Raw genomic sequence first — 23,382 nt, forward strand, 5'->3', positions numbered from 1 at the left:
CCGCGGTCGCGGGGCTCGCCGCCGTGCCCGCCGCCGGGGGCCTCGGGCTTGTTCAGGCGATCGAGGGAGATCTTGCCGCGGTCGTCGACCTCGATGACCGTGACCTCGACCTCATCGCCGATGTTCAGGACATCCTCGACCTTCTCAACGCGGCCCTGGGCGACGCGTGAGATGTGCAGGAGGCCGTCCTTGCCCGGCAGGAGGTTCACGAAGGCGCCGAAGGGCTGGATCGAGACGACGCGGCCGGTGTAGACCTCGCCGACCTCGGGGACCTTGACGATGAGCTGGATGCGCTCGACGGCAGCCTCGACGCTCTCGCCGGTGCCGCCCACGTAGACGGTGCCGTCCTCCTGGATGTCCACGGACGCGCCGGTCTCATCCTGGATACCGCGGATGACCTTGCCGCCCGAGCCGATGACCTCGCGGATCTTGTCAACCGGCACGCTGATCGAGACGATGCGTGGCGCGGTGGGCCGGGTCTCAGCGCGCGGGCCGTCGATCTCGGCGAGCATCTTGTCGAGGATGAACGCGCGGCCCTCCTTCGCCTGGGCGAGGGCGCGGGAGAGGATCTCGAAGGTGAGGCCCGTGGCCTTGTTGTCCATCTGGAGCGCCGTGATGCCGCGCTCGGTGCCGCAGACCTTGAAGTCCATGTCGCCGAGGAAGTCCTCGACGCCCTGGATGTCGGAGAGGACGACGGTCTTGCCCTCCTCCTGGATGAGGCCCATGGCGATGCCGGAGACGGGGCGCTTCAGCGGCACGCCGCCGTCCATGAGGGCCAGGCAGCTGCCGCAGGCGCTCGCCATGGAGCTCGAGCCGTTGGACTCCATGACGTCGGAGACGACGCGGAGGGCGTAGGGGAACTCGTTCTCATCGGGGAGGACCGGGAGCAGGGCGCGCTCGGCGAGGTCGCCGTGGCCGATCTCGCGGCGCTTCGGGGCGCCCACGCGGCCGGTCTCACCGGTGCAGTAGGGCGGGAAGCTGTACTGGTGCATGTAGCGCTTGCCCTCGGTGGGCTCGATGGTGTCCAGGCGCTGGCCCTCGTTCAGCATGCCGAGCGAGAGCACGGAGAGGACCTGGGTCTGACCGCGCTGGAAGAGGCCGGAGCCGTGCACGAGCGGCAGGTAGCCAGGCTTCACCATGATCGGGCGGATCTCGTCGGCCGCGCGGCCGTCAACGCGCTCGCCGGTCTCGACGACCATCGTGCGCATGGCCTGCTTCTCGAGTTTCTTGAGCTGGACGGGGATGTCGCGCTCCCACTCGACGAGCTCGTCCTCGCTAAACTCGGCGCGGATGGCCTCCTTGAGCTCGGCCACCTTGTCCTGGCGGGCGAGCTTGTCGGCGTCGCGCAGCGCGGTCGCCATCTCATCGTAGTGGGCGAAGACGCGCTCGTGCACCTCCTCTGAGGGGACGTCAAGCGGGTACTCGCGCGGGACGATCTCGCCGTTCACGCGCTCCCACTCCTCGACGAACTCAAGCTGGGCGTCGCAGAAGGCCCCGATGGCCTCCTGGCCGAAGCGCATGGCCTCGAGCATGTCCTCCTCGGAGACCTCGTCGGCGCCGGCCTCGACCATGGAGATGAAGTCGCGGGTGCCGGCGAGCTCGAGATCGAGATCGGAGGCGGCGCGCTCCTCGTAGGTAGGGTTGACGATGAGCTCACCGGTCTCGCGGTTGCGGCCGATGCGCACGCAGGCGAGCGGGCCCTCGAAGGGGACGCCGCCGAGCGTCATGGCGAGCGAGGCGCCCATGGTGCAGATGACGTCGATGGGGTTCACCTGGTCGGCGACGAGCGACGTGGCCACGATCTGGACCTCGTTGCGGAAGCCGTCGGGGAAGCTCGGGCGGATCGGGCGGTCGATCATGCGGGCCGTGAGCGTCGCCTTGTCGGACGGGCGGCCCTCGCGCTTCAGGTAGCCGCCGGGGATGCGGCCGACCGCGTACATCCTCTCGACGAAGTCGACCGTGAGCGGGAAGAAGTCGTAGTTCTTGCGCTCGCGGGAGACGACCACGGTGGTGAGGGCCGTGGTGTCGCCCTGCTTGACGAGGGCGGCGCCGGTGGCCTGCTTCGCGAGCTCACCGGACTCGAGGGTGTACGTCTTGCCGTAGAGTTCGAAGGTCTTGGATACGAGTGTCATTGTTCCTCTCATCTCCGTGCGCCGCATTGCGCACGGGCTGCCTAGTGCCCGGCGGCGTTTTGCCGGGCGGTGTAGGGCGCGATTTTTCGGGCCCCCACATGAAAAGGGGCGCGGATCGCCCGCGCCCCTGCATGCACTGGATCGCTACTGGATATTGTCGCGAATACCGAGTTCCTTGATGAGCTCGCGGTACTCGTTGATGTCGCTCTTCTTGATGTAGGAGAGGAGGCGACGGCGCTTGCCGACGAGCATCAGCAGACCGCGGCGGGTGTGGAAGTCCTTCTGGTGGGACTTCATGTGCTCGGTGAGCTCCTTGATGCGGTCGGTCAGGATGGCGACCTGGACCTTGGAGTTGCCGGTGTCCTGCGCGTTCTTGCCGAACTTGGCGGTGAGCTCCGCCTTGCGCTCCTTGGAGATGGTCATGATGCACCTTTCTTCTTCAGGGCCGACGGGCCCTTTGTTCGCCCCGAACTGGGAGACCGCCGGTGGAGCGGGGGACCAAGTACGGGGTATTGACCGGTAGATTGTACCAATAGTGATACTTGAGATGCGTAAAGAACCATGAGCTGCCATTATTCATTCACAAGTGACAGTAAAAACCGCATGTTACGAGCTTTAGGACGAAATAGGGACGCACCGAGAACCGGTCCACCTCCCCATAACAAGGTGGAAGGCCGACTAATGAAAAAACCTCCCCCACCCGAAGGTGGAGGAGGTGCGCATCGTGATGCGGTCTAGTAGCCCATCTTGCCGTTGAGCCAGCGCTGCAAGCCCATGATGGCCTTGCTCGGCGCATCGAGCACGCCGTCCTGGATCCCGTTTCCCAGGCACCGGATCAACGCGTTGATGCTGCCCGGCCCCATGATGCCGTCGGGATCGGCCCCGCAGGCCCGCTGGAGGAAACGGATGGCCGGGGAGCCCTTGGGGCTCTGGCTGTACACCCAGCCCTGCGTGCAGCCCTTGAGCCGCCAGGCGTGGGCCGTGTACTGCCCCCAGATCTCGCCGTCCCGCACGGTACCGGCGACGTACTGGAGGGCGTCCGTGGTTGAGCGGCCCCAGTACCCGTCCTCGGCCAGCTTGGCAGGCTTCGACGGGGCCTGCGGCTGCGGTGCCTGCATCGGGGCCTGCGCGGCCTGCCCGTCGAAGGCCGGGCGTATGACGCTGTGCACGACGCCCCACGTGCGGCGGCGGCGCGCCACGAGGCCGCCGTTGCCCTGGCTCCCGCCGGAGCCGGAGCTGGTGTTGCCCTCGATCGTCTGCAGGCACCAGCCGAGGTTGGCCTCGACGATGCCGACGTGGTCCGCGCCGTCGTGGGCGTTCGGGTTCCAGTCGAAGTTCACGATGTCCCCCGGCTGCGCGTCGCGGGGGTCCGAGAGCAGCCGCCCTGCCCTGCGTGCCCCCTCCACGCCGGATGGGACGTACGCCGTCGGGTACCCGGGCACGGAGAGCCCGATCTGCCAGAGGCACCAGGAGACGAACATCGCGCAATAGGGCACGCCGTTGCCGCCGAACCAGGCGGAGTTCATGCGCTTCGCGTACTCGCGCCCGTACTTGGTCCCCGCCAGGGGGTCCAGCCAGCGGCTGTAGCCGACCTCCTGCGCGGCTGTGGCCACGAGGTCGTTAGCGGTCGCCATCGGCCTCACCGCCCTCCGGCTCCACGGCGTCGGGCTCGTCGGTGGCGTCCTGGGCCATGATCAGGGCCTTCATCTCGTCGGTCAGCTCGTCCACGTCACTCGCCGCCCTTGGAAAGCGGGCTCGCGCCGTCCCCCACCTCGGGGACGCCCGCCACGCTCGTGAGGAGGCTGAGCACCACGGCGGTCGCCGTGACGCCCGCCATCTGCGCCCAGTCGAGGTCGAGGATGCCGACCGCGCCCGTGCCGATCAGGGACGCGAGGGTCTGCGCGCCGGTCTTCACCGCGCGCACGAGGGCCGCTTTCAGCCATGCGCCGTAGTCGTTCATTCATCTGTCCTTTCGCTTGTGGTCAATCGGTGCCNGTGGGGGCGTCCTCCCGGTCACTCCCCCGACGGCTCCGCGTCGGGTTCTCCAGCAGCGTCCGCTCCCGCTTGCTGCCGAAAAAAGGTGCGCGACCCGAGGTGCCCGTCGGTGAAGAGCTCGGTCGTGGCCGCCGTCACCTCCGCGACCGACGCGTCGGACCCCATCACGCGATCGAGGAAGCGCGGCCATTTCTGCTTCGTGGAGCCCGCAGCCGTGGCCATGGCCCAGACGGCGCCCAGCACGTGCGGCAGGTCCGCCCACGAGTGGAAGCGCTGGCCCGTGTCGGCCGTGAACTCGGTGATGATGTCGCCGACGAGCGACCCCGTGTACGGTGCCTCGGCCCCGGGCTTGAACTCCCGCGCGTAGACCATGCACGCGCGGTTCGTCGCCGCGATCTCGAGCTCCTCGCCGCCGACGGTGACCGTCGCGGTGCTGTCCGGTGATGCCATGGATTACCCCCTGAAAGAGAGGGGGCGGCCCCCCGGCCGCCCCCGTGTGCCCGTCTTGCTGCCGGCCCTTACGGCTGCGCGGTCTTGCCGTCGGAGAACGGCACGGCGTCGAACGCCGCGTCGTACCCGGAGTCGCCCGGCTCGAGCGTGTACATGGTCATGCTCTTGCCGCCCTTCATGGTCGCCTCGACGGCGGTGAAGGTCGCGGTCTCGGAGACCTCGGAGATGCTCTCCTCGTTGGTCTTCGGCGAGAAGCTGACGTTGGAGCTCGTGCAGTCCAGGAACCAGGTGCGGTAGGCGCCCTGGTCCGAGTTGGTCTCGATGCCGAAGGCGAAGGCGGACATGACGTCCGAGGCGCTCTCGACGAGGCCGCCGCCCTCGGCGTCGACCGTCTGCCCGAGGATCTCCTTCAGGAACTCGCGGTCGAAGTGCGTCATGGTGACGCCGAGCTCGCGGGAGCCCCCGCCGCCGTTGGTGTAGACGGCGCGGTCGCCGCCGTAGATGATCGACTTGCTGCCGGACTTGTCGGACATGTCGACCGACTTCGGGTACTTGAAAGCCACCGGCTTTGCGTACTTGCCCTCGCCGAGCTTCTTCGCCCAGAACGCGCGCTTCAGACCGAAGCGCACGCTTCCCTCTTGACCCGCCATGCGTGTCCTCCTTATCGGATTTTCGTTTTTCTGATTCGGCCTGCCGGACCGGGCGTCAGCGCCCGAGCACCTCGACCTCGTAGGCCATCTCCACGACGCCGCCCGAGAGCGGGACGCAGCGCCTTGTGAACGGGAGGCCCGCCGCGGTGAGCGCGGCCTCCACCTTTGCCTCGAGCGCGAGCGAGCTGCCCCGCTCGTAGAGCTCGACGGTGTAGGGCGTGACCTCGGCCACGCGCCGGGAGCCGGCCATCACGTCGCGCGTCGTGCCCGGCACGANCCGACCTCGCGCGCGAGCGCCGTGTTCTCCCGCCAGCTGGTGTTCGAGAGGTCGACGGCGCGCGTCAGGAGGTCCGAGTTGCCGGCGAGGCGGCGCATGAGGTCCGACTGGCGGAGCTCCGTGATGCCGAGCTCGGCGAGCGTCGTGTTGAGGTCGCCGCCGTTGGCCGAGACCTCGGACATGCCCTGCACGACGCGCTCGAAGGTCCCGGTGACGTCCGAGCCCCAGGCGCTCTTGAACTCCTCGGCGCTCATGTGCGCGAGCTGCGCCCATTTCTCGAGGCCGTCGCCGCCGGACGAGACCTGCATGCCGATCTCGTTGATCGTCTTGCTGAAGGCGCTGCCGCCCGCCTGGGCCTCCATGCCGAGTGAGGAGACGGCCGCCGCCACGCCGAGGATGTCGGCCTGGCTCATGCCGGCCTGCGTGCCGGCCGAGGCCATGTTGAGGGCCATGTCGGAGATCTTGCTCTCCGTCGTGGCCATGTTGTTGCCGAGCCCGACGATCGCCGACGCGTAGTTCTGGGCCTGGTCCTGCGCCATCCGCGTCACGTTGGCGAACTGCGCCAGATTGGTCGCCGCGGTGTCGGCGTCCATGTCGGTCGCGATGTCGAGGCCGGAGACCGTCATCGCGAAGTCCTGGAGCCGGTCGTTGGCCCACCCGAGCTGGCCGCCCATGGTCTCGATGTCGAGGATGGCCGACGCGCTCACGGGCTGGGTCTTCGAGAGCTCGACCGCGCCGTCCTTGAGCTTGCGGTAGCCCTCCTCGGTCATGTCGACCGTCTTGCGCACGCCGGTGAGCGCCGTGTCGACGTCGACGGCGCTCTTCACCATGAGCCCGCCGGCGGCGGCGATCGGCAGCGTGACCCCGGTCGTGAGCCTCGACCCGAGCCCCTGGATGCTCGCGGAGGCGGCGGCCGCCTTGGCCGCGTACGCGTCGAGGGCGGTGGACGCCCTGCCGAGCGCCGTCATGGACTCGGTGACCTTGACGAGGGCCGCCGCGTCGCGCCTGTAGTACGCCTCGGTGCGGGCGATGTCGTAGGACAGCCGCTGGTAGACCTCGCTGGTCGTGTCACCGGACGCCGCGAGCTGCTCCTGCGCCGACTTGAGGGCGTTCAGGCGCTCGCGCGTCCTGGTGGCCGCCTCCGAGGCGTACTTGAGCCTCTCGGCGAGCAGCGCCGGGCTCTTGGGGTCGAGCTTGAGGGCGCTCTGCACGCCGCGCAGGCGGGACTGCGCGGTCCTCGCCTCCGAGCCGATGCTGCGGAGCACCCTCGTGAGGTCGCCGTCCTCGCCGCGGAAGCGGACGTGCAGGCCCTTGTACTCGTCGGCCATGTGTCTATCAGCCTCCCGTCAGAAGAGCCCTCGCCTGCGCGGCGGTCGCGGGCTCGACGCCGCCGACGCGGTCGCCGGGCGGCACCGCCCACGCGGCCGATATGCCCAGGTAGATCTTCGATTCGAGCGGGGTGAGGTCGAGCGCCTCGCTGTGGGTGAAGCCCGCCGACATGAGCGCGAGCACGCGGGCCTCGTCGGGCCACATGCGCTGCTCGGCCGTGGGGGCGTCCTCCCGGTCACTCCCCCGACGGCTCCGCGTCGGGTTCTCCAGCAGCGTCCGCTCCCGCTTGCTGCCGAAAAAAGGTGCGCGACCCGAGGTGCCCGTCGGTGAAGAGCTCGGTCGTGGCCGCCGTCACCTCCGCGACCGACGCGTCGGACCCCATCACGCGATCGAGGAAGCGCGGCCATTTCTGCTTCGTGGAGCCCGCAGCCGTGGCCATGGCCCAGACGGCGCCCAGCACGTGCGGCAGGTCCGCCCACGAGTGGAAGCGCTGGCCCGTGTCGGCCGTGAACTCGGTGATGATGTCGCCGACGAGCGACCCCGTGTACGGTGCCTCGGCCCCGGGCTTGAACTCCCGCGCGTAGACCATGCACGCGCGGTTCGTCGCCGCGATCTCGAGCTCCTCGCCGCCGACGGTGACCGTCGCGGTGCTGTCCGGTGATGCCATGGATTACCCCCTGAAAGAGAGGGGGCGGCCCCCCGGCCGCCCCCGTGTGCCCGTCTTGCTGCCGGCCCTTACGGCTGCGCGGTCTTGCCGTCGGAGAACGGCACGGCGTCGAACGCCGCGTCGTACCCGGAGTCGCCCGGCTCGAGCGTGTACATGGTCATGCTCTTGCCGCCCTTCATGGTCGCCTCGACGGCGGTGAAGGTCGCGGTCTCGGAGACCTCGGAGATGCTCTCCTCGTTGGTCTTCGGCGAGAAGCTGACGTTGGAGCTCGTGCAGTCCAGGAACCAGGTGCGGTAGGCGCCCTGGTCCGAGTTGGTCTCGATGCCGAAGGCGAAGGCGGACATGACGTCCGAGGCGCTCTCGACGAGGCCGCCGCCCTCGGCGTCGACCGTCTGCCCGAGGATCTCCTTCAGGAACTCGCGGTCGAAGTGCGTCATGGTGACGCCGAGCTCGCGGGAGCCCCCGCCGCCGTTGGTGTAGACGGCGCGGTCGCCGCCGTAGATGATCGACTTGCTGCCGGACTTGTCGGACATGTCGACCGACTTCGGGTACTTGAAAGCCACCGGCTTTGCGTACTTGCCCTCGCCGAGCTTCTTCGCCCAGAACGCGCGCTTCAGACCGAAGCGCACGCTTCCCTCTTGACCCGCCATGCGTGTCCTCCTTATCGGATTTTCGTTTTTCTGATTCGGCCTGCCGGACCGGGCGTCAGCGCCCGAGCACCTCGACCTCGTAGGCCATCTCCACGACGCCNCGCCGGCGACCTTGACGGTCGTGTACGCGGGGTCGAGCTTCGAGATGTCGAGGAGCACGGCGGAGGTGTCGTCGACGGCGCGGCCGAAGGCGTAGAGCACCGTCTTGAAGGCGCGCTGGTCCTCGAGGAACTTCACCTCGTCGCTGTACTCGATGCCGCGGTTCCCGCCCGCGAAGAGGTCGTACTCGCCGATGATCGCGAGGATCGCCTCGCCGTCGGAGACGGCGACGGACGGGTAGACCTCGGTCGGCAGCGGGAAGAGGTCGCGGGCGTAGACGCCGCCCGAGGTGAGCAGCGTGGTCGCGGGCATGATCTTCGTCAGGTAGTCGGAGTTCGAGCAGATGAGCGCGAGGCCCGAGCCGCCGTCGCGGAAGTCGATGACCTTGTCGCGGCCCTTCTCGTCCTTCGCGAGCTTGGCCACGAGCGGTCCGTAGGAGGCCGGGGTGAGGTCCTTCACCGCGACGGCCTTCTTGCGGGGGTAGCCGGTGGTCTGGTTGACGCTCACGCCCTCGTGGATGTCGCGGTCGAGGCCGATGGGCTCGCCGGCGACACCCTTGCCGGTCACGATGCCGGTCTCGAGGCCGCACGCGAGGGCCTCGCCGAGGACGGTGCGGATGTATCCGTCGAGCCACACGGGGCCGAGTCGCAGCATGTCGATCGAGACGAGGGCGAAGGCGGAGAGCTTGCCCTGCTTGACGTCGACCACCTCGAAGGCGGAGGTGATCTCCTTGGTGACCGCCTCGCCGACGCTCCCCCACGCCGCGAGCTGGCGGGTGTGCTTGTTGCGCAGCCACTCGGTGATGTAGCCGACGCTGACCACGTTGACGGCGGCGAGCAGCGGGTGCGCCTCCTGGATGCCCTTGAGGATCTCGTCGAAGATCGTGGCGGGCATCATCTTGTCCGGGGTGGTCGCGAAGTCGGCGAAGGCCTGGCGGGGGTTGGCCCCGGAGAGCGCGTCGATCACGCGCTGGTAGTAGGCGGTCTCGTCGCTGGTGAGCTGGCGGAAGCCGCGCTGGGCGAGGATCGCCGAGTCGTTGGAGGCGACGGCCTCGCGGTACTGCTCGGCGGTGTCGGCGAGGATGGACTCGCGCAGGCCGTCGAGGGCCTGCTCGACCTGGGCGCCGTCGTCGGAGGCGAAGGCCTGGGCGAGCGCCTGCACCGCCTGCTTGGAGGCGGAGTTGAGGTTGATGGGCATTTGTGCTCCTATCATTCGTTTTTTCTGCTTACTGAGCGAGCATCCGCGCGAGGCGCTGGAAGCCGCGCGGCTCGGGATCCGGGTCCGCCGGAGCGGGAACCGGGTCGGGGTCGGCCGGCTNACGGTGGTCGCGGACGGCCCCCAGAAGCGCTTGCCGTCCACCATCCCCGCGCCCGTGCCCACGGTGACCGAGTTCGCCGAGTTGACCGTGACGCCGAAGTCCGCGCCGAAGCGGAAGACGCACGAGTCGGTCCCGAGGAGCCCGATGTTGAGCGCGGCGAGGTCGTCGGACGAGATGTGCTTGACCCCCGTCTGCCCGTCGATGATCTCGAAGGCCATTACTGCTCCTCCCTCTTCCTACCGGCCTCCATGAAGGCCGTGAATCCCGTGTCCTGCCCCTGCGCGAGGTCGTAGTAGGCCTTGGCGCACGCCGGGCAGAGCAGGCGCGTGATGCCGGTCCCGCTCGCCGTGACGCGCTTGACCTCCTGCCACGCCTGCACCTCCTGCCCGCCGTCCGGCGCGTGGACGGTGGTCCCGCAGCGGTCGCACACGTACCGCGAGAAACCCGTGGTCCTGCTCATCGATGCATCCCCTCTCCCATGTCATGCGGTCCGGTGCCACGTGTACGGCCCGGTGCCCCTGACCCGCTCCCACGTGCCGCCCTGCGACGGCGGGTAGAAGTACGGATCGCTCGTCTCGAAGTAGCTGCCGACCGGGTGCGCCGCGAGGAAGGCCCCGGCCGACTCGCCGGGCGGCCCCTGCGGGCCCGTGTCGCCCTNGTGGAGGTTCAGGGCGGAGAGGATCCCGCCGTCGAGCGCGCCGCTGTATTTGTTCCGCTCGATGAGCTCCGAGATCTTGGCGAACCCGTTCATCGTCTCGTCGCCGATCTCGCTGTACAGCTCGCTCGTCTTCGAGAGGGCCTGATCCTTGGCCTGCTCGATGGTGTCGAGCTGCCTCGTGTAGGCGTCCTTCGCCGCCTGCACGTCGCGCTGGTGCGCCTCGGACCCGACGTCGCCCACCTGCTGGTGGTAGGACTGGATCAGCTGGAGCTGGTCCTTGAGGTTGCCCTCGAGCTGGGTCTTACCGGTATCGAACGCCGATTTGACGTCGGCGACGTACTGGGAGACGTTCGAGCTGTCGAGCTTGTCGTAGGCCCCCGATACCGCGGCGATCACGTTCGCGAAGGCGGACGCCTCGTTGTCCGACGCCTGGCGGATGCGCTCGAAGCTCCTCGCGATCTCTTCGGCCGCCTGCTGCGTGATCGTCCCGGACTGCGCCATGCTCTGCTGGATGATGGACACGATGTTCGAGAAGGCCTCGGAGGTCGTGCTCTGGAGACCGCTGATGGTGTTTCCGCTGGCGTCCATGGCCACGTCGAGGTTGACGGCGGCCCCCTGCGTCGCCGTCATGGTCTCCGCGAATCTCGATGCGCCCGCCGCGGCGGACTTCGCCGCCTCGGCGTTCTGCTCGTAGCCGATCGAGAGCCTGTACACCTCGTTCGCGACGCTGGCGACGGTGTACGCCGTCGCGGCGATGCCGACGGCGCCCATCGCGGTGGACACGAAGCTCGTCAGCGCCATCTGCGCCCTGTTCGTGCCGTTGGCGAACGACGCCATCTGCGCCTGCGCGGGCGTGAGCTCGGTGACCATCCTCCCCGTGCGGCGCTCCATGTTCTCGACGGCCGCCGAGAAGCGCTTCGCCCCGCCCGCTGCGGCGACGCTCTGGTTCGCCATGAGGCCGAGCCTGCCCGCGAGGTCGCCGCTTTTGCGGTAGCCGTCGATGAGCGCGGGGTTCGTCGCGGTCATCGCGGTCTTGAATGTGTTGACCGCTTTCACGGCGCCCGAGACGCCGCCCGCGATGCTCCCGGTCGCGCCGACGAGCTTGCCGACCACGGTGAGGGCCGGTCCNTGCCGTCGTCGAGGCAGGCGTTCGCTCCAGCGCGCATCAGCTCGGCATCGAGGCGCCGCCGCTCTGCCATGCGCCTCTTCTCGGCCATGCGCCGGGACAGGAGCAACCACCCACCGTAGATGGATTTGCCGAGCGCCCGCTGGGACTCGAGCCGCGACACGCGCCGGCACTCGGCGTCGGGCACCTCGAAGCGGACGCCGTACCTGGCGAGGCGCTGGAGCATCGCCGCGGTCACGATCTCGTCCGGGTACTCGTACCTCGGGACGGTCGGCGCCTCCGGCCTGCCCCTCTCCTGCTCGGCCATGATGGCCTCGGTGAGCTCCGGGCAGGACTCCGCCCTGATGCCGTCGAGCATGTTGGTGGCGAAGGAGGTCGGCACGATCGCGCCGTTCTCGTAGCGGATCTTGGCGTCGCACACGATCGCGGCCACGCCCGGGATGTCGCTGCCGAGGCACGTGAGGGAGGGGGCGAAGAGGAGGAAGCGGATGCCGCGCTCCATGTAGAAGCGCTTGATCTTCGAGAGGATGGAGAAGGGCGGGTTGTCGACGACGACGCACCCCTCCGGGTAGTCGAACGACTCGTAGTCGCCGCCGGGCCAGAACGGCCTCACGGCGTCGGCCGGGTCGAATCCGAAGCGCTCCGCCGCGTAGGCGAGGATGACGTCGTAGACCCCCTGCGGCGTGTAGCAGTCGTCGGTGGTCTTCTTCGGCTTGAACTTCTCGACGAACGCCTCGTAGTCGTCGTGAGCGGTCTTCCTCTGCAACCTCGGCACCGCGGCCTCCATATCAAGTTGTCGTTTTCAATTCGGCCTCACCAGAAGACCGGTTCGGCGAAGGCGGCCGGCGCGTCCTCGGGGATGCGGTCGGCCACCGTGAAGGCGTGGACCAGCGCCATGAAGGGGTCCGTCTTGCGCGAGTGCGGCTCGATCTTGCCGTACCTGAAGTTGCCGTTGGGCGCGGGCTCGAGCTTCGCGTTGTTGGCCGCCCACCGCATGAGCGGGTTCTCGCCCCAGGCGATCGCGCGCCTGGCGAAGGCGGAGTCGATGACCGGCTGCACCCGCATGATGTCGGAGGGCCGCGTCAGCCACACCTGCTGGTCCGCGCCGCGCAGGGTCTCGTCCATGCCGATGACGTCGACGATGGCCCGCCTCATGAGCGAGAAGCGGTAGGTGTCGGCCGCGACGCACTCGATGCGCGCCCCGAGCGAGTCGGCGGTTGAGCGGATCCACCGGGCGACGTCCTCGGTCGGGATCTCGACGCCGTCGACCTCCGTGAGCAGCCCCGCGGCCGCCCAGTCGCCGAGCGGGGCCTTGACCTCGCCGGCGTCGGCGGACCTCGTGCACCACCAGGCGTGCGTCACCGAGGCGTACTCGCCGTCGCCGACGCGGAAGAGCAGGCACGCCCCGACCATGTCGGTCACGAGCGCGTAGTCGACGCCCGCCACGCACGGGAGCCCGCGCAGGCGCTCGGCTTCGACCGGCCGCGACGCCGCGACCAGGTTCGCCCACGAGGTGACCGCGATGTCGCGGCGCTGCTCGGGGAGGTTGAAGCGCTTGGTGAGCACCATCGGGTGCCGCGCCGGCGAGATGCGCCACTCGGCGACCTCTCGGCGGTACTCCGCCATGAGGGACTTGGAGGTGAGGAGGCGCGGGTTCGCCTTCGGCCACAGCGACTCGTCCTCGATCTCGCGCGGGTCGTCGAGCCTGCACATGAAGGGCAGGAAGCCGCCGTCCGGCTCCCCGTCCTCGAGGATCGCGCGGGCGCGCCCCTTCATCTCGTCGAGCGGGCCGTCGCGCACGGTGCCGTCCGTGGTGGTCATCAGGCGGCGGGGCTCGTCCTTCTTGCCGAGGCCGCCGGTGAATACCTCCATCGAGGCGTTGTCCTCGTAGGCGTGCACCTCGTCGAAGAACACGGCGCCGGAGCGCATGCCGTCCTTCGAGTTCGAGTTGCCCGACCAGAACTTGTATCGGGACTGGGTCTCCAAGCAGGAGAGCTCGATCTTGTTCCAGGTGAAGCCCTGGGAGAAGAGGTCGGGCGACGCCTCCATGATCCGCCACAGGTCGAGGTAGCCGATGCGGGCCTGGTCCTCGGTCGTGGCGCATATGTCGACGTCGTAGGCCGGGATGCCGTTGGCCGGTGAGATGAGGCAGAAGGCGCAGAAGGCCGCGAAGGAGGTCTTGCCCCAGCCCCGGCAGACGTAGAGGAGGAGGTCCGGCCACCGGGGCAGCCCGTCCTCGCCGTAGACGCAGAGCCAGAGCGCGAGGAGGAAGCGCTCCTCCTCGGCGAGGTCGAAGGGAAAGTAGCGCTGGTACCCGAGGTACCGGGCGAGCCTCTCGCGGTCGATGCGCAGGCGCTCGGTGGCGAAGACCCGCTTGACGTGCGCGGCGAGCGCGACCTGGTCGGCGCAGACCGGGATCGCCCGGCGCTCGACGGTGCGGATCCACCCGGCGATGGCCGGCTCCGTGATCCGCTTCCTCGTCCTGTACTCGGATCTGGCCACTCGCTACAGCTCCAATGCCTCGCCCTTGGGCTTCCCCCTCGCCGGGCCGTCCCGCGNACCGCGATGTCGCGGCGCTGCTCGGGGAGGTTGAAGCGCTTGGTGAGCACCATCGGGTGCCGCGCCGGCGAGATGCGCCACTCGGCGACCTCTCGGCGGTACTCCGCCATGAGGGACTTGGAGGTGAGGAGGCGCGGGTTCGCCTTCGGCCACAGCGACTCGTCCTCGATCTCGCGCGGGTCGTCGAGCCTGCACATGAAGGGCAGGAAGCCGCCGTCCGGCTCCCCGTCCTCGAGGATCGCGCGGGCGCGCCCCTTCATCTCGTCGAGCGGGCCGTCGCGCACGGTGCCGTCCGTGGTGGTCATCAGGCGGCGGGGCTCGTCCTTCTTGCCGAGGCCGCCGGTGAATACCTCCATCGAGGCGTTGTCCTCGTAGGCGTGCACCTCGTCGAAGAACACGGCGCCGGAGCGCATGCCGTCCTTCGAGTTCGAGTTGCCCGACCAGAACTTGTATCGGGACTGGGTCTCCAAGCAGGAGAGCTCGATCTTGTTCCAGGTGAAGCCCTGGGAGAAGAGGTCGGGCGACGCCTCCATGATCCGCCACAGGTCGAGGTAGCCGATGCGGGCCTGGTCCTCGGTCGTGGCGCATATGTCGACGTCGTAGGCCGGGATGCCGTTGGCCGGTGAGATGAGGCAGAAGGCGCAGAAGGCCGCGAAGGAGGTCTTGCCCCAGCCCCGGCAGACGTAGAGGAGGAGGTCCGGCCACCGGGGCAGCCCGTCCTCGCCGTAGACGCAGAGCCAGAGCGCGAGGAGGAAGCGCTCCTCCTCGGCGAGGTCGAAGGGAAAGTAGCGCTGGTACCCGAGGTACCGGGCGAGCCTCTCGCGGTCGATGCGCAGGCGCTCGGTGGCGAAGACCCGCTTGACGTGCGCGGCGAGCGCGACCTGGTCGGCGCAGACCGGGATCGCCCGGCGCTCGACGGTGCGGATCCACCCGGCGATGGCCGGCTCCGTGATCCGCTTCCTCGTCCTGTACTCGGATCTGGCCACTCGCTACAGCTCCAATGCCTCGCCCTTGGGCTTCCCCCTCGCCGGGCCGTCCCGCGTCGAGAGCGGGCTGTAGCCGGTGGCGATCCTCGCGTACATGTCCATCGCCTTGGCGTTGCCGGCGCAGGCCGCGTCGAACAACGCCTTGTTGAACATGGCGTTCCCGATCAGGCGCTGGCGCGCGGCGAAGGCGTCGAAGCCCTCGCCGAAGGTCGCCCGGCACCTGGCGTCGACCTGCGACCTGGTCAAGCGCGTGAAGGCGCACACCTCGTCGATGCCGCTGCCGGAGGTGACGAGGCCGGTGATCTGCCCCGCCTCCTCGGCGTCCCACGACTCAGCCTGCTTCCGTCCGGCCATCGCAGCGCCCCCCCTCGCTAGCCCTAGAACGGTATGTCTGGGTACAGGTCGACCTGACCGCCCCGCTTCTTCTTGTCCTTCTTCTTGTCCTTCTTCTTGCGCCTGCGGCCGCGCTCCCTGGCCTTGGTCGTGCCCTTGCGGGAGCCGCCCTTGCCGCCGTGCGATCCGGATGCCATGTCAGCCCTCCCCCCTCGTCACGGAGCCCCAGAGCCTGCCGCCCCTCACGGGCTTCGGCCGGGGCTCGTCACGGTTGATCGTCGAGTAGGCCGCGAAGACGCGGTCGGCGAATGATTCGATGTGGGCGTGCAGCGCGGGGTCGACCTCGATGCGCATCTGCTCGATGTTCCGGCTGCTGCGCAGGTTCGCGCTGCCGTCCATGACGATTCGGTGGCCCGCGACCGTCTCGATGGTCGCGATCTTCGTGTGGATGCTCGCGAAGGCGCAGTCGAACTCTATGTCGGGGAGGTCGAGCCGCTCGTAGAGGTACGGCACGAGGCCGCCCGGGTGCCGCTCGTGCCCCCAGAAGTAGACGGAGAGGATGAGGCGCAGCGACTCGAGCCCGGGCGACATCTCGATCACGTTCCGCAGCGAGTCGACGTTCTCCTCTGACATGCTGAGCGTCTGGATCGTGACGCGCCTGGGCGCGATCCTCCCGAGGTCGACCATGGCCTCCAGGAGGTCGCCGAAGATGAAGTTCCCGGAGACGAAGGCGAAGGCGCGGTACCCGTCGGAGAGCTCGATGCCCTCGGCGAGGTCGAGCGCGTGCTCGTACTCGACGGCCCCGAGGGTGCCGCCGTAGACGCGCGGCCGGACGTAGCGCCCGCACCCGACCCCGTCGTCGTCCCCCGCGACGTCCACGTCTGAGAGCGAGAAGTCGAGGTCGGCGGCGAGGCCGAAATCGGGCGTGACGGAGAAGTCCACATGGCCTCCTTGCGCATCCTTGGGGAGAAAAAACGGCGGGCGGATCGAAATCCTGGCTGGGGCCGCCGGTCTGGGGNGGTATCGCGCCGGTGATCAACCCGTCCCCGCCCTGGAGCCTCACCTCGCCGCGCTGGTTGGCCGCGAATGCCACGACCGGCGCGTCCTTGGCCGCGTGGCGCGTGAGAGCCGGTGACAGGCCCTCTGAGACGGATGCGTGGGCCTGCGTGTCGGACGCCACGAGCACGGCGTCAACGTCGGTGACGTTGAGCGTGTAGGCCCCACCCCCGTCCGGGTCGCACCACGGCGCGCCGTTCTGCGATGTGTCCCTCGCGACGAAGTTTCCCTTGACCTGGAGCACGCCCATTGGCTTGCCCGTGTCGAGCGTTGGGGATACGCTGCCGTACGCGATCGACCCGGCGTGAGGCCCGGCGTGTGGCTTGGAGCCGTGGGCGATGGCGGCGGGCGGCATGCTCGCGTCGAGCGTCGGCGACGCCTCGCCGTAGCCGATTGATCCCGTCACGCCAGCGTGGTACTTGAAGCCGCGGGCGATGAGGACCGACGGCCCCCGGTCGGCGCAGGGCGAGGAGTCGGCGCGCGCGGTGAGCGTGCCCGCCACCTCCTCCCCGTACTGCGTCAGGCACCGCCCGGCAGCCCCTGCGCCCGCGCCCTCAGGGCCGCGTCCAGCTCGAGCGGCAAGCTCCGCCCTCTTCTCTCGGCCCGTCGGAGCATCCCAGCGCAGGCCTCCGGGCTCAAGGAGTACGTCTGCGGCGCGTCCGTCTCCAAGATGTCCGACAAGGAAGACACGGCGGCGTCGCTGGGCCACTCCGTAGAATTGCGCGTCCAGTACGCGCCAGCAAAGACCGTACCCGAGCTCATCCATGGAGCCGAGCAGGCATCTGAAATCCTCCCCGCCCGAGCTCGACAGCGCCCCCGGGACGTTCTCCCAGACGAGCCATCGAGGACGGAGCTCGCGAACAGCTCGAACGTACTCCCACATGAGGCCGGAGGCACCATCAAGTCCGGTGCGGTTCCCGGCCACGGAGAAGGACTGGCAGGGGCTTCCTCCCACAACGACATCTGGCCTTCCGCGATCATCTATGAAACCCTTCCAGTCGATCTCCGTCACGTCCCCCAAGTTGGGGACATCCGGGTACCTCTCGGTGAGCACGGCGCAGGGGAAGGGCTCGATCTCGGCGAGGGCCATGGGCTCCCACCCGAGCGGCCCCCAGGCCACGCTCGCCGCCTCGATGCCGCTGAAGAGCGACACGTACCTCATCACCACGCCCCCTCCTCCGGCTCGAAGTGGCCGGTCCAGCACTTCATGCCGCTGCCGGTGGATGCCAGCACGGCGCGGTCGAGCGGGTCGTGGTCGCGCTTGCAGCACCATGCGTCGAAGCACACTCCTGCATCCCATCCGCGATCGCATCTGTACAGCTTGCATATCCCGCACTCCTCGGGCGCTCCGCCCGCGTCCATCTCCCGCTCTATGTCGGCGTCCGTGACGCCGTCCGGGTACGATCCGGTCATGACCCCTCCTTGTGGTAGACGATGAAGTGCGTCCTGGCCGCCTTGGGCCTGCGCACGCCGAAGACCGGCTTGGCGGGGCAGAGCGCCAGGACCTCGGAGAGCGGCACGGCGTACTCGTTCCACTTGAAGACGAGCGTCCCGCCCGGGGCGAGCACCCGCAGGCACTCGCGGAAGCCCGCCGCCAGGTCGTCCCTCCACCCCGGGCCGAGCACGCCGTACTTGGCGGCCTGCCAGCCGTGGCCACGGTCGAGGTGCGGCGGGNGGAGCGTGAGCGCCACCGGCCCCGCGAGCGGCTCCCCCGGCGCGATGCCGCCCAGCGCCGCCTCGATCTTGGCCTCGGCCTCGAGCAGGCGGTCCGACTTCCCCACGAAGCGCCCGCCCCCGCGCCCCCGGACCCTGAGGTCGTTGTGCGTGACGGTCGGCGGCCGCATCGGCAGGAAGCCCTCGACCCTGCGCGGCGCGCCGGCCCCTGTTTCGTGGCTCATTGGCACCTTCCTATTCGGTTGTCGTATCGGAATTACATTCGCGACGGGGCTTGCATCGGCCGAGCCCCCGCGAAGAGCGAGGGGCGCGCGGTTCACCGCGCCCCCGAGCGTGCCGGAGGCAGGCCCCCGAGTGAGGGGTGACACCCCTTGTTGTAAACAAGGTTATATAAGCCGTTACAACAAGGGGGGCTGTATGTTGTAACAACGGTGTTACAACAAGGCACCTTGTCACGTTGTAACAACGTGGTTACAAGGCTTCCCTGCCGTCGAGCCCCTCGACCGACTCGGCCATCTCCGCCTCGATGTCGCAGAGGACGTGGAGGCCCGTCGCCTCCTCCCGCGCGGCCCTGATCGGGCTCCACCCGGCGCGGTTCACCGTCCAGTTGGTGAGCTGCGTCGGCGTCACCTCGAGCCCGGACAGCGCCATCTCCTCGCGGACATTCTCCCGCGTGGGCGGCCGCCCCGCGTCCCGGCACGCTGCGATGGCGGCCCGCATGGNGCACGTCTGATCCGGCACGACCCGGCAGCACCTGGCAAGAGTCGGCACGACCTGGCACGACCTGGCAAAAATATCTCAGATCACCTTGCTATCTATAGCACACGTGCTATAATTGTAGGCGTAGACACGGAAGGAGGTGATGGATATGGAAGACGTGAAGCAGCTCATCCTCGCGATCGCGGCGGCGACGGTCGGCAACCTGATCTCCGCAGCGGTGCTCGAGAGGATGAGAAACCGCCCGAAGCGGGGCAAGCGCTTCAGGCGGTAGGCGACTAGGGACGGCGGGGCCTGGAAACCCCGCCTCCCACTCGATCGAAATCATACAACAGGAGGTACCAGCCATGGAAGACGTAAAATTCTTCTTCATCGTCCTCGCCGGATCGCTCATCGCGAACCTGCTGGCCGGGATCATCAAATCGAAGATGGGGGGCGAATGATGGCCCAGAGCGATGCGCAGAAGCGCGCCTCCCGGCGCTACGTCGCCGAGAAGGTCAAGCGGACCGACCTGAGGTTCTACCCGTCGGAGGCCGACATCTGGGAGCACCTCATGGCCCAGGGGAACCGCCAGGGGTACATCAAGCGGCTCATACGCGAGGACATGGAGCGCGGCGGCTCAGCCCTCGGCTAGGCCCAGCCCCGCCCTCACGCGGTCGAAGCCGTAGGCGTCCACCTGGTCGAGGGCGACGGGCACCGCCGTGCGGCACCACCTCTCGGACGCCCCGCACTCGCGCGCCGTGCGNGCCTTGTCGAAGTAGAAGGACCTGGGGCCGCAGCACACGTCGAGGATGCCGCTCACCCCTCACCGCCCCCTCTCAGGTCGCGCCCGCACATGGGGCAGAAGCGGATCGGGTACCTATTTGTGAAGGTGTGGCCGAAGATCCCGACCTCCGCGTACAGGACGGGGCCGAGGTCGTCATCCAGCGAGCCCTCCTCCGGGACGTGGACGCTGACCGTGGTGTCGTCCATCTCCTGATAGAGAAGGTCGGCCTCCTTGATGTCGTCTCCCCACTCGCCATTGCAGTATCTGCAGCTCATGACTCCTCCTTATCGTCGATAACCCTTGCCCAGCGGTTTGGGCAGTGCCCGTCCGCCTCGGCCAAGTCCTGCGGGTCGATGCTCGCCCCGCATGCGGAGCAGACGCAGTCGCGATCGCCGGTCTCCCAGTCGATGATCGGCATCTGGATGTGGCAAGTGTCCTCGGCCACAAGGGCCACTTCCACGACCTCGTAGAGCACGCCATGGCCGGACTCACCGCGCCGCGCCGCGTCCGCATCTGCCCGTCCACGGTTCATGTACGCGATGGACGGGCGTCCCGTCTCCGGCTCGCCGGTGGCCCACCGCTCCATCACGACGTAGATCCTCTTGCTCATCTCGGTCTCCTTTCGGTCGCTTCCCTCACGCCGTCCGCGTAGCCCTCGGCGTACACGCCGGAGATCCTCGTCTCGAGCCGCTCGATTCGCCGCATCAGGCGCTCGAGGTCCCGTATGAGCTTGTCGAAGGTCAGGCACACGGCGCCGATCTGGTCGGCGATCTCCGCCTGGCGCGGGCTCACGACGCGCCGCCTGGGACGTACGTGGCGGGGTCGATCCCGCGGGGCGTGCGCCACGAGTTCGCGCTGATCCGCGCGATGAGCGACGAGGCCTCGTCCATGCGCCACGTGCCGACGCGCCGGAAGCCGCGCGACTCGAGGAAGCGGATCTGCTTGGGNTCGCGTGGTGGTGCACGTAGATGATGGCGGCGTCGAGCTGCGACGCGATGAGGTCGAGCGCGTTGGTGAAGCGCGAGATCGCGGAGGCGTCGTTCTCGTCGCCCCCGTTGACCTTGTAGATCGGGTCGATGATGACGGCGCGGAAGCCGCCCCTCGGCGCCCGCTTGAGCACGCGCCTCACGATGGCCGGGGCGAGCCTGCCGATGTCCTGCGCGCGGCCCCTGAGGTCCAATCTGTAGAAGTTACGCTTGACCTCGTCGAGCCCGTCGCCGGTCTCGCCGTGGGCGTCGCGGGCCTCCCACACCATGTGCTGGCGCTGGCGGAAGCTCTCGTCCGCGATCTCGAGGTTCACGTAGTAGACCGGCCCCTTGAGGCACGGCCACCCGAGCCACTCTCCGCCGCACGCGATGGCCTCCGCGAGGTCGATGAGCGCGAAGCTCTTGCCAGCCTTGGACGGCCCCGCGACCACCATCTTCTGGCCGCACCGGAGCACGCCCGCATCCTCGGTGCCTATGAGCGGGGGCGCGAGCCGCACCGGCTCGTCCCAGTCCGCGTTGGTGTCCTCGGGCAGGTCGTCCGAGTTCTCCTCGACCCACTCNGGTCTATGCACCCGACGGCCTCCCTCAGGTCCTCGTGGTCCCCCATGCGGTCCAATCCTCCTTCTGATGGCGGGAGCCCCACCGGATCGTCTCCGACGGGGCCCCGTTCGATTTTGATATGTCACTCCCCGTCGAGCCATCTCCGCCCCTCGGGCACCGGCAGCGACCACGGGCTGCAGGCGGATGGGGTCGGTGCTCACTCCCCACCGCCCCTCGGCGCGCGCGACACGATCTCGTCGAGTATCTCGCCCTGCGCGCGCCCGGACTCCGACGCCATGCGCCGCAGCAGCTCGCGGGTCGACGCCTTGATGCGCAGCGACACGGTCACGCTCCCGTCGTCGCCCTCCGGCACCTCGCCGAAGATCCCCTCGTACTCGTCCGCGTCCAGCTCGCGCTCTGCCCACTCGCGGGCCTCGGCGTAGGTCAGCGGGATGATCCTCTCGCCCGCGCCCCATCCGCCGCCGTCGACGTACTCCGCGTACTTGCTCGCGGCGTGGCCGTAGCCGTACAGGAAGTGCTCGCCGGTGCGCTTGACGTACAGGGTCTCCTCGTAGTGCTTAAAGTCGCTCTGCGCGCCGTGGCTGACCTCGGCCAGCTTGCGCGCCGTCTCCGTGTCGTACTTGCGGTTGTCGATGATCTTCCTCATGGCCGGCTCCCCTCGTCCGCCGCCTGTCGGCCCCGCCCGGTCGACGGGGCCGGTTTCGCCTGCCCGCTTACTCGCCGCTCACGTCGTGGCGCTGGATGACCTCGTCGAAGCCATCGACGTCGTCGATGCTCCGGATCTCGGGCTCGATGGCGCGGAGCTCGTCCATGATGCCGTCGATGTCGAAATCCTCCTCGTAGCCGCTGACGTAGTCGGTGACCTGGTCCTTGATGGCACGGTAGTCGAACATCTCTTTCTCCTTCTGCTCGGTCGGGGCTTCTTCTATCCCCTTCCTTTCTTACAACTCAAGTATAGCATGCTTTGTAATATCGGCAAGTATTATTTGTGTTGTAAGATAGGAACGCATGAACGGTATGTTTTCGCCGGTGAACGGCACCCCATACCACATCGTGCGGACACAGGTCACAGACCGTCGATCCACTCGGCCAGGCGCTCCGCCAGCGCGATCACCGCCCTCACGATAGGGTACGCGACCGCGAAGACGATGAGGAACTCGGCCCCGAAGGAGAGCGCGTCGCCCGACGTGATCTCGCCCATCATCACGCCCTTCTTTCGACCAGCATGGACTGCGCCGCAGAGCGCACGTCCCCCACGAATGCCCCCAGCGCCGCCGCCACGGGCTCGATCTCGTGGTCCGGCGTCGCCTGCACGACGTAGCTGAGCCACCGGCCCACGGCCTCCCGCATCTCCTCGTCCCGTGGCGCATCGCCCTCACTCACCGCGACCACCCGCCAGGGCCTCGGCGCGGCGGATGAAGCCTCGCGCGGCAGCCTCGTCGGCGTCGAGGTCCGACGGGTCTCGCCCGTCCACGTAGGAGGATATGTCAGCCATGAGCTGCGGCCAGGTGTCGCGGGCGCGGCGGAATCGCACGCCCCTGGCGATCTCCCATGTGGCCTCTGACTCGAAGCGCATGGTGCAGCTCGACCCGGCGACCTCGACGGCCTTGACGGCCCGATCGTATCCATCGGCGCACATCACCGTGTCCTCGATCAGCACGGGCCGCCCGTCCTCGTAGCGGGGCCACCCGATCTCGTCCAGGATGCCGTAGCGGGCCTCCTTCAGCCGCTCGATCTCGGCCATAGCCCCGCGCAGCAGCTTCGCCGCGTGGGCGGCGAAGTCCCGCGTGTAACTCCGATGCGAGTCATCCGCGCCCATCACGCTGAGCGTGATCTCGGGGACGGCGAACTCGCTCTCGGCGTACTCCTCCATCACCTTCACGTCGGACTCGAAGCGCTCCTCGTCGTACTCGATCACCTCGGCCATGTCGGACCCCTCTCTCATCGTCACCACGCCCCCTCACCTCCCGCTAGCAGGTCCGCCGCTGCCAGGCGCTCGCCGATCCACCGCATGACGGGCACCGCCATGGAGTTCCCGAGCGCCCTGTAGCGCGGGGTGTCTGCGGCGGGCCTGCCACGGAACGTCACGTCGGTCCATCCGTCCGGGAAGCCCTGCAGCCGCTCGCACTCGGTGGGCGTGAGCCGTCGCAGCACCGCTCCGTCGGCGACCCCGTTCACCTGCTTGCCGGGCTGTGACGCGGGTATCGCGCCGGTGATCAACCCGTCCCCGCCCTGGAGCCTCACCTCGCCGCGCTGGTTGGCCGCGAATGCCACGACCGGCGCGTCCTTGGCCGCGTGGCGCGTGAGAGCCGGTGACAGGCCCTCTGAGACGGATGCGTGGGCCTGCGTGTCGGACGCCACGAGCACGGCGTCAACGTCGGTGACGTTGAGCG

27 protein-coding genes and 2 pseudogenes are annotated in these 23,382 nt (G+C 68.6%); 2 read left to right on the top strand and 27 right to left on the bottom strand.

The features are described 5' to 3' along the window. The 19 genes and pseudogenes from CAP13_RS04500 to CAP13_RS10225 form a co-directional block, all read right to left on the bottom strand. The coding region (locus CAP13_RS04500) for a polyribonucleotide nucleotidyltransferase (RefSeq protein WP_085830418.1) at positions 1-2,132 on the bottom strand (2,132 nt) is incomplete at its 3' end. 144 nt (positions 2,133-2,276) lie between these two features. Beyond that, the gene (gene rpsO, locus CAP13_RS04505; RefSeq protein ID WP_085830419.1) at positions 2,277-2,555 is read right to left on the bottom strand and encodes a 30S ribosomal protein S15; all 279 of its coding nucleotides are present in this window, start codon (positions 2,553-2,555) and stop codon (positions 2,277-2,279) included. Positions 2,556-2,866: 311 nt separating this feature from the next. Then, a complete protein-coding gene (locus CAP13_RS04510) occupies positions 2,867-3,766 on the bottom strand; it encodes a CHAP domain-containing protein (protein ID WP_085830420.1) in 900 nt (299 codons plus the stop codon). A gap of 95 nt (positions 3,767-3,861) precedes the next feature. Continuing rightward, positions 3,862-4,092 carry a holin gene (locus CAP13_RS04515; protein WP_085830421.1) on the bottom strand — a complete coding sequence of 77 codons (231 nt, stop codon included), beginning with the start codon at positions 4,090-4,092 and terminating at the stop codon, positions 3,862-3,864. Positions 4,093-4,145: 53 nt separating this feature from the next. Next, positions 4,146-4,577 (bottom strand): hypothetical protein, encoded by a 432-nt coding sequence (locus tag CAP13_RS04520; RefSeq protein WP_085830422.1) that lies wholly within the window; start codon positions 4,575-4,577, stop codon positions 4,146-4,148. 68 nt (positions 4,578-4,645) lie between these two features. After that, on the bottom strand, positions 4,646-5,227 hold the full coding sequence (locus CAP13_RS04525) for a major tail protein (protein ID WP_085830423.1): 582 nt from the start codon (positions 5,225-5,227) through the stop codon (positions 4,646-4,648). A 55-nt stretch (positions 5,228-5,282) separates the two neighbouring features. Continuing rightward, entirely contained in the window at positions 5,283-5,501 is a 219-nt protein-coding gene (locus CAP13_RS04530) for a hypothetical protein (protein WP_085830424.1), read from the bottom strand. Then, a complete protein-coding gene (locus CAP13_RS04535) occupies positions 5,477-6,832 on the bottom strand; it encodes a phage tail tape measure protein (protein WP_085830425.1) in 1,356 nt (451 codons plus the stop codon). Before CAP13_RS04535 ends, CAP13_RS04530 begins: the two co-directional genes overlap by 25 nt. A gap of 7 nt (positions 6,833-6,839) precedes the next feature. Then, positions 6,840-7,037 (bottom strand): hypothetical protein, encoded by a 198-nt coding sequence (locus tag CAP13_RS04540; protein ID WP_085830426.1) that lies wholly within the window; start codon positions 7,035-7,037, stop codon positions 6,840-6,842. Between the two features lie 31 nt (positions 7,038-7,068). Next, positions 7,069-7,500, bottom strand: a complete 432-nt coding sequence (locus CAP13_RS04545) for a hypothetical protein (protein WP_085830422.1) — start codon at positions 7,498-7,500, stop codon at positions 7,069-7,071. 68 nt (positions 7,501-7,568) lie between these two features. Further along, a complete protein-coding gene (locus tag CAP13_RS04550) occupies positions 7,569-9,785 on the bottom strand; it encodes a phage major capsid protein (RefSeq protein WP_085830427.1) in 2,217 nt (738 codons plus the stop codon). Next, positions 9,785-10,027: a hypothetical protein gene (locus CAP13_RS04555; protein WP_085830428.1), complete on the bottom strand. Its 243-nt coding sequence runs from the start codon at positions 10,025-10,027 to the stop codon at positions 9,785-9,787. Before CAP13_RS04555 ends, CAP13_RS04550 begins: the two co-directional genes overlap by 1 nt. A gap of 2,137 nt (positions 10,028-12,164) precedes the next feature. Beyond that, the gene (locus CAP13_RS04570; RefSeq protein WP_085830431.1) at positions 12,165-13,853 is read right to left on the bottom strand and encodes a terminase TerL endonuclease subunit; all 1,689 of its coding nucleotides are present in this window, start codon (positions 13,851-13,853) and stop codon (positions 12,165-12,167) included. Between the two features lie 122 nt (positions 13,854-13,975). Beyond that, a pseudogene (locus tag CAP13_RS10475) lies at positions 13,976-14,896 on the bottom strand (terminase large subunit domain-containing protein); the annotation flags it as partial. Between the two features lie 3 nt (positions 14,897-14,899). Continuing rightward, positions 14,900-15,250, bottom strand: coding sequence for a hypothetical protein (locus CAP13_RS04580; protein ID WP_085830432.1), 351 nt, complete (start codon positions 15,248-15,250; stop codon positions 14,900-14,902). Between the two features lie 23 nt (positions 15,251-15,273). Then, positions 15,274-15,426: a hypothetical protein gene (locus tag CAP13_RS09890; protein ID WP_179184930.1), complete on the bottom strand. Its 153-nt coding sequence runs from the start codon at positions 15,424-15,426 to the stop codon at positions 15,274-15,276. A gap of 1 nt (position 15,427) precedes the next feature. Next, positions 15,428-16,171: a hypothetical protein gene (locus CAP13_RS10220; protein WP_085830433.1), complete on the bottom strand. Its 744-nt coding sequence runs from the start codon at positions 16,169-16,171 to the stop codon at positions 15,428-15,430. Positions 16,172-16,958: 787 nt separating this feature from the next. Further along, positions 16,959-17,558, bottom strand: a pseudogene (locus tag CAP13_RS10480) (DNA cytosine methyltransferase); the annotation flags it as partial. Continuing rightward, the gene (locus CAP13_RS10225) at positions 17,447-17,698 is read right to left on the bottom strand and encodes a hypothetical protein (RefSeq protein WP_085830434.1); all 252 of its coding nucleotides are present in this window, start codon (positions 17,696-17,698) and stop codon (positions 17,447-17,449) included. The pseudogene CAP13_RS10480 and the gene CAP13_RS10225, both read right to left, overlap by 112 nt. 1,129 nt (positions 17,699-18,827) lie before the next feature. Between CAP13_RS10225 and CAP13_RS10370 the strand changes: the two genes are divergently transcribed. Both CAP13_RS10370 and CAP13_RS04610 read left to right on the top strand, forming a co-directional pair. Next, a complete protein-coding gene (locus tag CAP13_RS10370) occupies positions 18,828-18,950 on the top strand; it encodes a hypothetical protein (protein ID WP_281248981.1) in 123 nt (40 codons plus the stop codon). A 165-nt stretch (positions 18,951-19,115) separates the two neighbouring features. After that, positions 19,116-19,310 carry a hypothetical protein gene (locus CAP13_RS04610; protein WP_245798907.1) on the top strand — a complete coding sequence of 65 codons (195 nt, stop codon included), beginning with the start codon at positions 19,116-19,118 and terminating at the stop codon, positions 19,308-19,310. A gap of 164 nt (positions 19,311-19,474) precedes the next feature. On the opposite strand, the gene CAP13_RS04620 is transcribed toward CAP13_RS04610, so the two are convergent. From CAP13_RS04620 to CAP13_RS04645, 8 genes are all read right to left on the bottom strand, one after another. Then, positions 19,475-19,717, bottom strand: a complete 243-nt coding sequence (locus CAP13_RS04620) for a cupredoxin domain-containing protein (RefSeq protein ID WP_085830437.1) — start codon at positions 19,715-19,717, stop codon at positions 19,475-19,477. After that, positions 19,714-21,129 carry an AAA family ATPase gene (locus tag CAP13_RS09670; RefSeq protein ID WP_425429833.1) on the bottom strand — a complete coding sequence of 472 codons (1,416 nt, stop codon included), beginning with the start codon at positions 21,127-21,129 and terminating at the stop codon, positions 19,714-19,716. The genes CAP13_RS04620 and CAP13_RS09670 overlap by 4 nt, the downstream gene beginning before the upstream one ends. Before the next feature lie 56 nt (positions 21,130-21,185). After that, positions 21,186-21,635 carry a hypothetical protein gene (locus tag CAP13_RS09900; protein WP_179184932.1) on the bottom strand — a complete coding sequence of 150 codons (450 nt, stop codon included), beginning with the start codon at positions 21,633-21,635 and terminating at the stop codon, positions 21,186-21,188. A 67-nt stretch (positions 21,636-21,702) separates the two neighbouring features. After that, complete coding sequence (locus tag CAP13_RS04635; protein WP_085830439.1) at positions 21,703-21,882, bottom strand: hypothetical protein; 180 nt, start codon at positions 21,880-21,882, stop codon at positions 21,703-21,705. 173 nt (positions 21,883-22,055) lie between these two features. Then, complete coding sequence (locus CAP13_RS09905) at positions 22,056-22,193, bottom strand: hypothetical protein (RefSeq protein WP_179184933.1); 138 nt, start codon at positions 22,191-22,193, stop codon at positions 22,056-22,058. Next, the gene (locus CAP13_RS09675; RefSeq protein ID WP_143764889.1) at positions 22,193-22,372 is read right to left on the bottom strand and encodes a hypothetical protein; all 180 of its coding nucleotides are present in this window, start codon (positions 22,370-22,372) and stop codon (positions 22,193-22,195) included. The genes CAP13_RS09905 and CAP13_RS09675 overlap by 1 nt, the downstream gene beginning before the upstream one ends. Further along, entirely contained in the window at positions 22,365-22,916 is a 552-nt protein-coding gene (locus CAP13_RS04640; protein WP_085830440.1) for a hypothetical protein, read from the bottom strand. Before CAP13_RS04640 ends, CAP13_RS09675 begins: the two co-directional genes overlap by 8 nt. A gap of 20 nt (positions 22,917-22,936) precedes the next feature. Continuing rightward, positions 22,937-23,382, bottom strand: a 446-nt coding sequence (locus CAP13_RS04645; RefSeq protein WP_179184934.1) for a DNA cytosine methyltransferase, incomplete at its 5' end; no start/stop codon positions are given.

The sequence above is a fragment of the Collinsella vaginalis genome (genome assembly GCF_900176655.1).
Classification (GTDB): domain Bacteria; phylum Actinomycetota; class Coriobacteriia; order Coriobacteriales; family Coriobacteriaceae; genus Collinsella; species Collinsella vaginalis.